Genomic DNA, 12307 nt, shown 5'->3' with positions numbered 1-12307 from the left:
TCCGATTCACTCAGCCCTGCTGTGTTATCTTGCATTGCTTAGTCTAAACTCCAGTCATTACTCACCACTCATTACTCATTACTCATTACTCATTACTCATCACTCATTACTCATTACTCACCACTCATTACTCACCACTCATTACTCACCACTCTATCGAGCCGTGCTGACAATTTGCTTCCAGGCTTTAACTGCTGTCTGTAAATCCTGCGGTAAATTGTTTTGGGAAATATCGTTATACTGCACCGTACCTTTGCGGCTAGTGAGAGTGTAAGTAATATAATCAGCTGCACCTCTAGACGCTGGATAACTCAGATTTTGAAATTCTCTTTGTGCGCGGTTGATTACTCTTTGAAACTGACGCACCTGTGCTGAAGTCACCCGACGCACACTCCGTTCAGAATCATTAGCATCACCAATCCGCACCCGAATTAACCTACCATCATTAAGTAATACTGTTTCGTAGGTTCTGCCAATAAAGCCACCACTAGATATTTGTCGAAACACAACATTTCTATCTAAAGGTGGCGGTAACTCACTAGCAGGAATCGGTACTGGTCGAAGAGTGCTAGAGTCATTCTCTTTGCGTCTCACAACAGAACCAGTTTCGTTAGTGTGATAAACCCACTTTTGTTGACCACGAGCAACAACAACGCGCCAACCAGGGACTAAGGCTTGAGTACAAAGTTCATCTGGTCTTTGCAGTTCCAAACAACCATTACGCCAAGTTTTACGAATAGAATCAATAATTTTGAGTTTTTTCGTGGCAATTCCGTCTCTGCGGTTGATATCTTGCAAGACTGCGTTAGCTACTGCTCGTGGTAAAGGCTCTAACTTAACATTTTGTTTAACGACTTCCTTAGGAGTCTCTGCTAAAAAATTGATCGGTAAAGCAGTGGCATTTTGCATTAATATGAAACCACTACTAACAGATAAAATACCACTCAACATTACAGCAGTAAAAATCCGGGCTTGTTTAGCGTTAAGATTAGTTTGCAGCATAAGTTTGTTAGCTAAAAATCCAACTGGTTTGATGATATTTTGCGCCCAACGGCTATAGCTACCGGCTTTAAACTAGCAACTAAATTCACCATATCTTCCAAAGATAGGGCTTGACGAGCATCAGACACAGATTTTTCTGGTTCTGGATGACATTCAATAATTAATCCATCTGCACCACAAGCTACAGCCGCTTTAGCTAGAGGTGCAACTAGTTCCCGTTTACCGACAGCATGGGAAGGGTCTACAATCACGGGTAGGTGAGTAATTTGCTTGAGGGCGGCTACAGCAGCTAAATCTAAGACGTTGCGGGTGTAAGTATCGAAGCTACGGATACCCCGTTCACACAGCACTACATTAGGATTACCGTGGCTAACAATATATTCAGCCGCCATGACAAATTCTTCAATAGTCGCAGCTAAACCGCGTTTGAGTAATATTGGTTTACCAGCTTGTCCCAAGGCTTTGAGCAAGTCGAAGTTTTGCATATTGCGGCTACCGACTTGTAGCATATCTACATAAGCGGCGACTACCTCGATTTGGGAAATCGCCATGACTTCAGTGATGACTGGAATATTGTAGCGCGATCGCACTTCGGCTAAAACTGCCAATCCTTCCTCTCCCATGCCTTGGAAAGCATAGGGTGAAGTGCGCGGTTTGAAAACACCACCACGCAAGGCGTGTACAGGTGCAGCCGCTATATTTTGGGCGACTGTCTCCATTTGTTCTAAGCTTTCCACTGTGCAAGGACCACCGATAATTACTAAGTCTTCTCCACCGAAAGCCACTGTTTGGGTAAGTTTAACGACTGTCTGATGCTGGGAATGCAATTGAGCAACTAGTTTGGCATGAATCATGATTTTAGTCTCCTGAAAATTTGGGGATTGGGGACGGAAAAAGAAATTTTTCCTTGTCTAGCTTGTGAAAAAAAAGCCCAGAACCTTTGACAGTTCCGGGCGCGTATGATTTATCAGCATGACGCTATTTACCCGGAACTTGCTCTAGGCCAAAAGTAAAAGCTATAAAACCAGTTACTGGAATAGGTCATCATGATGAAATTTTGCTCCTTAAAAACAGAAAAACCGCAGAGAGGACTCTGCGGTTCACCGGGCGGTTTCCATTAGGAAACTAATTCACCGCCGGTGAACCGCCTTAAACCAAAAATAAAAGTAACGAGTGCTGCTGAACATTTTTGAAATGGTAAGCTAAATAAATTAATGTACAACTTATATTAAGAGTAAAGATACCAGAAGGTTTTGGTAGCGTCAAGGCCAGTCAAAAACCCCAAAAAGCGATAAACTCATTAGCAAGTTTAGAAATTACAACTTGATTGTATACAAACTAGATAACGAGTTAGTGATTAGTATTTATCAGCATCCTCGATCATTCGTGAGAGCCAAGAACCCTAGTTTCTCCAGAAAATTTGTCCAAGGAAGCATATTTTTCCGTGCTTTGCATCTCAAAAAGAATATTTCTATTTTTGTGCATCGCAAGGGGCAAATTTTGTACCTTTTCTTCCTTCTGCCCTCTGCCTCCTGCCTTTCTACTATCAAATAGGATTGCTATATCTCTAGAGTTATATAAATTTTATTTTTAGGTAATTGTGATCACTTCTATCAGCAAAACAAAATGAAAAATACCACACCTGATGATAGTGGTAATTCTCAACAAATTGTGCATCTATCTAATCAACTTTTCAGCACAACTTAGTTCAATTATGCCCAGGTCTAAAATCTTCACTCAACCTTTTGATACTCACAATGTTTACCCTTGTCCAGTCTGTCGAGTTGGTAAGATTTCCCATATACCATTGATGGAAGCCATGGGTTGCGATTTTTGCCATGAAATTTTTACTGTCAATGTAGAACAACAACAGATTAAAATGCCTTCTCGACAACCGCCTTTGATTTGGCGATGGAATGGGTTTAACTGGTCAGAAGTCCAATTAGAAGGTGTGGAATTAGGTTGGGGTTATGTCTTGGTTGCAATTAGTTTTGTTGTTATGCCCACTTTTTTAATTGGGATAGTAGCTTATTATTTTCCTCCTCATCCTCACGATCCTATTAGTTGGTTGCCTTATATTTGGACAATATTCACGTTTTTGTCACATTTATCAATTATTATCTGGATTTTTATAGAAATTTATCAAATACCAATAGCGGCATATTTGCAAGCCTTGAATAGATGGAGAAATAGACAAATGGAAAGATAATGAAAAAATTTCCATTTCATTTGAGGAATATACATATTAACAGGAGTATGCCAATCACTTAGCTTGGGACTGCACATCATTCCTTTACTGTTTCGTATAAAAAGTTATTGATAGACTTAGCTGGCTGCGATAGGCTTATATAATGCCATAATATTAACTATTTACCGCAAAATCAAAGTGTGTAAATAGTAACAACGAAATCGCCCAATCCTATTTAAAAATACGGAGGGCTACATTTTTATCACTTCAAGTTGATTCTTCATTAAAACATCTTATGAGCGAACTGGAGCGATATTATAGGGTATTAGAATTAGAACCTGGTGCTACCCTTGAGGAAGTTAATCAGGCTTATAAAGATTTGGTGTTCGTATGGCATCCAGATCGTCTACCTAAAGATAACCTCCGCTTACAACAAAAAGCACAAGACAAGCTTAAAGCAATTAATGAAGCGCGTGAAAGATTGCGTTCTTTGAATGGTAAAAACCAAAAGATTTATCATTCCCCACCACCTCAATCTCAAAACCCACCCCCAAACAACTATCCGCCACCTAAGCAAAATTCAGATTTAAGTGGTAAAGATTTTAGCAGAGCAAATTTAAGTAACAAAGATTTATCCGGCAGAAATCTTAGTTATGCTAACTTAAGCGGTGCTGACTTGAGTGATACTTTTATGCACAAAGTTATTCTCAGAGGTGCAGATTTATCAGAGGCGAATTTATTTAGAGCCAATTTACTTTTAGCTGACTTAAGAGAAGCCAATTTACGCGCGGCCAACCTCATTGGTGCGGATCTTAGCGGTGCTGATTTGCGTGGTGCTGACTTAACAGGGGCGCGGATTCGCTCAGGCGATCGCCTACTGGTAAAATTAATTGGTGCGAATTTAGCAGGTGCAATTATGCCTGATGGTCTTGTGCATAAATAGTCATTAGTTTTTCTACCCAGTCCCCAGTCCCTATTTTAAAAACAAAGTAGCATGAATATTGTAATTATCGGGTGTGGCTACGTTGGTTGTGCTATTGCTAAATATTGGCAGCATAATTCATCCTTTAACGTTACTGTCACTACAACTACACCTGAACGCATATCAGAACTACAATCTATCTCACAAAAAGTTATAGTTACCAAAGGTGATGACTTAGAAGGATTGAAATCAGCCACAGAAAATCAAGATGTTGTGCTGTTAAGTATTGGGGCGAAGAGAGGTAAATCATATCAAGAAACTTATTTAAATACTGCTAATAATTTAGTTGGTGTTCTCAAACAAAATACTACTGTTAAACAAGTAATATATACAAGTACCTATTCTATTTATGGGGATAGAGATGGTGAGTGGGTATATGAGGAAACACCTGCTAAAGCTATTACTCCTAATGCAGAAATTATGAAAGCAACAGAAGATATTTTACTAGCAGTTGCTAGTGAAAATCTGCGCGTTTGTATTTTGCGATTAGGGGGGATTTATGGGACTGGTAGAGAACTAATCAAAATATTTAATAGAGTGGCTGGCACAACTCGCCCCGGCAATGGTAGTGATATCACAAACTGGATTCATCTAGATGATATTGTAGGGGCTATAGAGTTGATCAGACAGCACCAATTACAAGGTATTTATAACTTAGTAGATGATGCTCATTTCACTAGAAAAGAACTACTAGATACTCTGTTGGTAAAACACAAATTACCCCAGGTATCATGGGATGATTCAATTAAGAGCGATCGCCAATATAATGTGACAGTTTCTAACCAAAAAATTAAAGCGGCTGGCTATCAATTAATCCATCCCCAAATGATTTTTTAGCTGATGATTTCACCCGGTTACAGCAAGGTCTTGGGGTGAAAGTACCAGGGCGAAATGTCCTACCATACGAGTCTACTACTGAAATTTGTCAGAGCGATGCCTACGACGATGCTCCGCCTACGCACCATTTGTTAATCAATTTACTTGAATGCCCTCTGCTTTTATTGATAAATTTTTATAGGCTCTCATTTTTGCAAGTATCCTGTAATGTAAATAGTGTAATTACTTAAAAGATTATTGGTTATCCAACTAATTTTTTATACAGAAAAATCCCTGTAACCTTGATGATATCTAGGTTTAGCTGAGTAATTTAGCAAACTCAACAATATGTTTTTTTCTGTAAAGGTATCGAAATATTACTAGCGGCGTAAGTGAATATATCCTAATCTGGTAAGTGTCCAAATGAGGAAAACACGGAGTAAATTAAAGAATAACCCTAACTACAGTTACAATTCCAATATACAATTTCAAGCTTATTTGTCTATTACTCCGCACGATTGTTGCTATTGACCACTACCACAAATTAAAAATGCTGAAAAATTTATCAATTGCTACTGCGGCAGCCTGTGTAAGCATTGTCTTAGGAACACATAGAGCAGCAATAGCAGCTACCTTCACGGTCACTCAAGAAAATAACCCGACTAACTTACTCAATGCTTTACTAGGTGAAACTACAGGATTAAGTAATTTTACAGTTACGGCTAATGGCAACGCAGAAGCTTTTGGTTTGTTCAGCAACGATCCCTTTGGGTTATCTTCCGGTATTGTTTTGAGTACAGGTAGAGTTGTAGATATTCCTGGAGAAAATACGGAAGATGGTGGTATTGTTCCTGACGTATTCAATGCACCGAATGACTTGAGTACAGATTTTTCCCCAGATGGCGCAAGCGGAGACTCAACTACTCTAAATATTAGCTTTGATGCTGATGGTACGGCTGAGAAATTATTCTTCCAGTATGTGTTTGGCTCAGAAGAATTTAAAGAGTTCGGTGGAAGTCAATTTAACGACTCGTTTACACTGACTCTGAATGGCGTAAACCTAGCACTTTTGAGTAATGGCAATCTTGTGACCATCAACAACCTTGTTCCCAATCCTAGTGGTTCTTTTAATCCCGACTACATTAATAACCCAGCAGGCACTGGCACAGAAACTAAACTAGATGGGTTCACTAAAGTTTTAACCTTTGAGGGTTTACTGAACAAAAACGCGACTAACTTCCTTACTATTAATATTCAGGACGTGGGCGATGGTCTGTTAGACTCTGCTGTCTTCATTAAAGGTCAATCTTTGGGAATTAGACCACCTGTGGAACAAGTTCCAGAACCAAATACTATGTTAGCTATTTTGGCATTAGGTGCTTTGAGTACTGTTTCTTGGAAACAAAAACGTCACAATAAAAGCACATCTCAAGTTTAAGTAGGACGTGGAGCTAGAAAGCTACTATATCCTATATCCTAAATAATTACGCGAAGAAGTCAGCCTATCTAAATAGAGTAAATAGAACGCTATGTCTAGCAAAGAAAGACATGGCGGTTTTTATATTGATTGTGTCTAGTGCCTTATTGTAATAACCTGAGTTCGGGTTAAAGATAAGGAGGTAAAAGCCACTCCAGTTGAAGGCTAGGTTTCTTAGGTTGATGACAATAAGCGATTAATCCGCAAAGAACGTTAACGCTGACAAATGTATTTTTACGCTATTAGTATTTTTTTATACGTAAAATTTACTGTATAAATTAGTTCCTACTAGCTAACTATACTTAAAATCAGCTAACTTTATCGTAAACTTTATATAAAGAACTAGTAAATTTACATAAACAATTCAATTCTCACTAACTAGATTTTTTTCAGAAAAAATTCTTTATAAGCTTGATTGTGTCTAGATTTGGTCGAAAAAAACTACGAGACTCTGCAATATGTTTTTTCTGTAAAGGGTCGAACTATTACTTGCGGACTAAGTAAATTTATCCTAAGTTATTAAGTATTCAAATGAGGAAAATACGGAGTCAAGTTTCGCTTATAGATGAAATCAAGACACAAAAAAAGCAATCCCCAGTATAAATGCGGGGATTATTTGTGTGCGATCGCGCAAGGGATGCTCATCAAAGGCTCTTGCGTGTATGTACTTAATAAGCAACTTCATCCTAAATCTTCAATTGGGCTATTTATTGCATATAGATAAGTAATTTCGCTAGATAAGTAATTCCGCAATCGAAATCTATTGTTTTTTAATGTCGCGAGATTAATCAATGAAAACTTCTTTCTTTTTCCAGGCAACACTCACAACAGTAGCTGGTACGCTGTCAGCTTTAGCTATATCAACAAGTGTCAACGCTGCGACTCTTGTTGATACTGAGTTATCTTTACTTGTTGACGTATCTGGTAGTATCAGCACCAGTGAATTCAATTTGCAAAAACAAGGCTATGTAGATGCTTTTAATAACGCCGATCTGTTCAACAACTTTATCTCACAGGGAAATACCGGCAAGATTGCTGTTAACTTAATCTATTGGTCTGGTGCTACTCAGCAGCAACAGTCTGTAGGCTGGACACTAATTGATAGTGTGGAAGCTTCCCAAAATTTTGCCAATGCAATTAGTGCGACAACTCGTCCCTTCAGTGGAGGTACTGTCATTGGATCTGCAATCGATTTTGCTACCCCCCTTATCTTTAATAATGATTTTGACAGCCTACGCCAAGTAATTGACGTGTCTGGTGACGGTACAAGCAACGCAGCTAGTACATCTGCTGCCCGCGATGCAGCTTTAGCAGCTGGTGTTGATGCCATCAACGGTCTGGTCATTGGTAACAGCACATCTCTATTCAACTTCTATAACGATAACGTCAAGGGCGGTGCTGGTGCTTTTGTTTTACAAGCCAATACATTCACAGATTTTGCTGAGACAGTTGAACAGAAACTCAAGATAGAAATTAGTACACCTCCTACCACCTCTGTTCCCGAACCTGCAACTCTAATTGGCTTATTGGGTCTAGGTGCTTTCGGCGTCACCTCTAAGCTCAAACGCCATCAAAAACAGGCAGTTAAGTGCTAACAAGAGAAATTTGACTTGAGACTGTATGTTGATAACTGTCGTGTTTAAGAATCAGCAACACGGCAGTTTTTATTTTTGCCTAGCACTACTGAAATTAGCTTGACGTTCTGATGTTGTAAGTCTTAAGAATCAATTTATGATAAAGAGTTGGGTCATTCAATCAAGCGGGTGGGAAGAAATTCGCCAAACTACTTTTTAAGGAATTACTAACGGAACTCTGTCCCCCTCCGATGTTAGAGTGAAAGATGACATTGCATAATCTTATGTCTTCTAAGACCCATTCTGAAATATAGCTTCAATCATTAGGCGCAGCATGGTCACCACCGCAGAAAAAACAAACATCGGTTACATTACCCAAATCATTGGTCCAGTTGTAGACGTTAAATTCCCTGGCGGAAAATTACCGCAAATCTACAACGCTTTGACCATCAAAGGCACTAACGAAGCTGGACAAAACATCAACCTAACCGTCGAAGTACAGCAACTTTTAGGCGACAACCAAGTTCGCAGTGTTGCTATGAGTTCTACTGATGGTTTAGTGCGTGGTTTAGACGTTGTTGATACAGGCGCGCCCATCAGCGTACCAGTTGGTAAAGCTACTCTTGGTCGGATTTTTAACGTCCTCGGCGAACCCGTAGACAACAGAGGCCCCGTCAACAACGAGGAAACCTTACCCATCCACCGTGCAGCACCTAAACTCACTGAGCTAGAAACCAAACCTTCAGTTTTCGAGACAGGGATTAAGGTTGTTGATCTGCTAACCCCCTATCGTCGCGGCGGTAAAATTGGTCTGTTCGGCGGTGCAGGTGTTGGCAAAACCGTGATCATGATGGAGTTGATCAACAACATCGCTACCCAGCACGGTGGCGTGTCTGTATTTGCTGGTGTGGGAGAGCGTACCCGTGAAGGGAATGACCTCTACAACGAAATGATTGAATCTGGGGTAATCAACAACGAAAACCTCAACGAATCTAAAATTGCCCTAGTTTACGGTCAAATGAATGAACCACCCGGAGCAAGAATGCGGGTTGGTTTGTCTGGTTTGACAATGGCAGAATATTTCCGTGATGTGAACAAACAAGACGTACTGCTGTTTGTTGACAACATCTTCCGCTTCGTACAAGCTGGTTCTGAAGTATCCGCGCTGTTGGGTCGGATGCCTTCTGCTGTGGGATATCAGCCAACCTTGGGTACTGACGTAGGTCAACTGCAAGAACGGATTACCTCCACCACCGAAGGTTCTATTACCTCCATTCAAGCTGTATATGTACCTGCGGATGACTTAACTGACCCCGCACCTGCAACCACCTTTGCTCACTTGGATGGTACAACCGTGCTATCTCGTGGTTTAGCATCTAAAGGTATTTATCCTGCGGTTGATCCTCTGGGTTCAACTTCCACCATGTTGCAACCCAACATCGTTGGTGATGAACATTACAACACTGCGCGTGCTGTACAAGCAACTCTGCAACGCTACAAAGAATTGCAAGACATCATCGCCATCTTGGGTCTAGATGAATTGTCGGAAGATGACCGACTCATCGTAGCACGGGCGCGGAAAGTCGAGCGTTTCTTGTCTCAGCCCTTCTTTGTAGCTGAAGTATTCACAGGTTCTCCTGGTAAATACGTGAAGTTGGAAGACACCATCAAAGGATTCCAAAAGATTCTATCTGGTGAATTGGATGAGCTGCCAGAACAAGCATTCTACTTGGTAGGCGACATCAACGAAGCGATCGCTAAAGCCGAAAAAATGAAAGGCTAAAAATTAGTGCTGAGTAATGAGTAATGAGTCATGAGTAATTTGTGATGTCTCCTTACTTAGTGCTGATGTACTTGTTAAAATACCCACAATTTGTGGACACTCTTTTAACTCAGCACTCAGCACTCAGCACTCACAACTTTTCACTGCCCCTTGACTTGAACTTATGACCCTAACTGTCCGTGTAATTTCCCCAGATAAAACAGTGTGGGATGCAGAAGCTGATGAAGTGATTTTACCCAGCACTACCGGTCAGCTAGGTATCCTGAGTGGACACGCGCCACTATTAACTGCATTGGATATAGGTGTACTGCGAGTACGCGCTAACAAAAACCAAAATTGGCAAGCGATCGCACTTTTAGGTGGTTTCGCCGAAGTTGAAGAAAATGAAGTCACTATTCTGGTGAATGGTGCTGAACGCGGCGACAAGATTAACCTGGAAGAAGCTCGTACTGGTTATAGCCAAGCTCAAGCAAAATTGAGTCAAGTACCCGCAGGCGATCGCCAAGCTCAAATCCAAGCTAACCAAGCCTTCAAACGCGCCCGCGCTCGCTTTCAAGCTGCTGGCGGTTCGGTGTAGGATAATCCGAATTGGGAATTGGCAATCAGTCCTTCAGTATTTTAGGGTGGGTAGAATTACTACTCACCCTATATTTTTGGGTTAAAGCAGTGAAAAGCTCTTGAGGGGGGAGAAAAACCACCCACAATTCCACTCGGTTTTGAAGCTTATTCTTTTGATAAATTACGCCGTGTGCAACTTTTCTTCAAACCTAACCCCCAACCCCTTCCCTACATTCGCGCAGCGTGTCGGAGACAGGGAAGGGGAGCAAGATTCAAAGCCTCTCCCCGCGTCGGGGAGAGGTTTGGAGAGGGGTTCTAATCTATAACTCCCGCGCCTTCGCCTCTGGGTTAAACTTCAAACTCTTATCCCACTGCTGCGCCTGGCGGAACTTAGCAACTGCGCCCGGAATATCACCGTCTCGCGCCAACTTCTCACCTTGGATGACTAACACCGTTGCACTTGGAACTAACCGCGCTGGTGTTTGACATGATGACAACTCCTCTAATACCTCTGGATGGGCGATGAGGTAATTGTTGAGCAAGTCGCAACCACTGCGTAATAAATTATCGAAATCCAAATCCCATAAAATGACTGTCTTGTCAGCACTAGCGGAAGCTAACTGTTTGCTATCGGGACGGTAGGCGACACTAATGACCTTATCGGTATGACCAGAGAGCGTCTTCAGGGGTTTACCGGATATAATATCCCAGATTTTGATCGTCTTATCAAAACTGGCGGAAGCTAACTGTTGACCATCGGGACTGTAAGCAACGCTATAGACCGAATCACTATGACCAGAGAGAGTTTTGGTGGCTTTACTTGTGCTGATATCCCAGATTTTGATCGTCTTGTCAAAACTGGCGGAAGCTAACTGTTTGCCATCGGGACTGTAGACGACGCTAATGACCTTATCGGTATGACCAGAGAAAGTTTTCAGGGGTTTACCTGTGTGAATATCCCAGATTTTGATTGTCTTGTCTCCACTGGCGGAAACTAACTGTTCTCCATTGGGACTGTAGGCAACGCTATAGACCGGATCTGTATGACTATAGACCAAATATTTATCATCAAAAAGAGTTTTCAGGGGTTTACCTGTGCGGATATCCCAGATTTTGATTGTCTTGTCTCCACTGGCGGAAGCTAACTGTTCTCCATCAGGACTATAGGCGACACTAATGACCGAATCGGTATGATCCGAGAGAGTTTTGAGGGCTTGACCTAATCTGATACCCCAGAGTTTGATTGTCTTGTCTCCACTGGCAGAAGCTAACTGTTGACCATCGGGACTGTAAGTGACATTATTGACCCAACTGCTATGACCAGAGAGATTTTTCAGGACTCTACCTCTACTGATATCCCAGATTTTGATTGTCTTGTCTCCACTAGCGGAAGCTAACTGTTGCCCATTGGGACTGTAGGCGACACTATTGACCCAATCAGTATGACCAGAGAGAGTTTGCAGAGGTTTACCTGTGCGGATATCCCAGATTTTGATGGTGTTGTCTCCACTAGCAGAAGCTAACTGTTGCCCATCGGGACTGTAAGTGACACTATTGATCCAACTGCTATGACCAGAGAAAGTTTTCAGGGGTTTACCTGTGCTGATATCCCAGATTTTGATTGTGTTGTCTTCACTGGCGGAAGCTAAGTGTTTGCCATCGGGGCTGTAGGCGACGCTATTGACTGAACTGTTATGACCCTGGAGAGTTTTTAGGGATTGGCCTGTGCTGATGTCCCAGATTTTGATTGTGTTGTCATAACTGGCGGAAGCTAAGTGTTTGCCATCGGGGCTGTAGGCGACGCTATTGATCGAACTGATACGGCCAAATAGATAGATCAAACTGTTATGACCCTGAAGAGTTTTCAGGGATTGACCCTGGAGAGTTTTCAGGGATTGACCTGTGCTGATGTCCCAGATTTTGATTG

The 12307-nt window shown here is 41.5% G+C and carries 10 protein-coding genes; 7 read left to right on the top strand and 3 right to left on the bottom strand.

Annotation, left to right across the window (positions count from 1 at the left end):
- Positions 1-153 precede the first annotated feature (153 nt).
- Complete coding sequence (locus ACM0OR_RS26385; RefSeq protein WP_414579395.1) at positions 154-1002, bottom strand: hypothetical protein; 849 nt, start codon at positions 1000-1002, stop codon at positions 154-156.
- 11 nt (positions 1003-1013) lie between these two features.
- A complete protein-coding gene (aroF, locus tag ACM0OR_RS26380) occupies positions 1014-1856 on the bottom strand; it encodes a 3-deoxy-7-phosphoheptulonate synthase (protein WP_414579394.1) in 843 nt (280 codons plus the stop codon).
- Positions 1857-2716: 860 nt separating this feature from the next.
- Here aroF and ACM0OR_RS26375 point away from each other — a divergent pair.
- From ACM0OR_RS26375 to atpC, 7 genes are all read left to right on the top strand, one after another.
- Positions 2717-3211 carry a hypothetical protein gene (locus tag ACM0OR_RS26375; RefSeq protein ID WP_323264617.1) on the top strand — a complete coding sequence of 165 codons (495 nt, stop codon included), beginning with the start codon at positions 2717-2719 and terminating at the stop codon, positions 3209-3211.
- A 274-nt stretch (positions 3212-3485) separates the two neighbouring features.
- Positions 3486-4133, top strand: a complete 648-nt coding sequence (locus ACM0OR_RS26370) for a pentapeptide repeat-containing protein (RefSeq protein ID WP_190700178.1) — start codon at positions 3486-3488, stop codon at positions 4131-4133.
- A 51-nt stretch (positions 4134-4184) separates the two neighbouring features.
- On the top strand, positions 4185-5009 hold the full coding sequence (locus tag ACM0OR_RS26365; RefSeq protein ID WP_414579393.1) for an SDR family oxidoreductase: 825 nt from the start codon (positions 4185-4187) through the stop codon (positions 5007-5009).
- A gap of 529 nt (positions 5010-5538) precedes the next feature.
- Entirely contained in the window at positions 5539-6426 is an 888-nt protein-coding gene (locus ACM0OR_RS26360; RefSeq protein WP_414579392.1) for a choice-of-anchor L domain-containing protein, read from the top strand.
- Positions 6427-7256: 830 nt separating this feature from the next.
- Positions 7257-8060, top strand: coding sequence for a DUF1194 domain-containing protein (locus ACM0OR_RS26355; protein WP_414579391.1), 804 nt, complete (start codon positions 7257-7259; stop codon positions 8058-8060).
- 313 nt (positions 8061-8373) lie between these two features.
- Positions 8374-9822 carry a F0F1 ATP synthase subunit beta gene (atpD, locus tag ACM0OR_RS26350; protein WP_414579390.1) on the top strand — a complete coding sequence of 483 codons (1449 nt, stop codon included), beginning with the start codon at positions 8374-8376 and terminating at the stop codon, positions 9820-9822.
- A gap of 163 nt (positions 9823-9985) precedes the next feature.
- Complete coding sequence (gene atpC, locus ACM0OR_RS26345) at positions 9986-10399, top strand: ATP synthase F1 subunit epsilon (protein ID WP_190700164.1); 414 nt, start codon at positions 9986-9988, stop codon at positions 10397-10399.
- 301 nt (positions 10400-10700) lie between these two features.
- On the opposite strand, the gene ACM0OR_RS26340 is transcribed toward atpC, so the two are convergent.
- A partial coding sequence (locus tag ACM0OR_RS26340) for a WD40 repeat domain-containing protein (protein WP_414579389.1) occupies positions 10701-12307 on the bottom strand: 1607 nt, incomplete at its 5' end.

Origin of the sequence: Anabaena sp. CCY 9402-a, from assembly GCF_963920945.1 — a bacterium.
GTDB classification, from domain to species: Bacteria; Cyanobacteriota; Cyanobacteriia; order Cyanobacteriales; family Nostocaceae; genus Trichormus; species Trichormus minutissimus.
The sequence above is the reverse complement of the archived record's forward strand: the minus strand, read 5'-3'. Positions and strand labels throughout refer to the sequence as shown.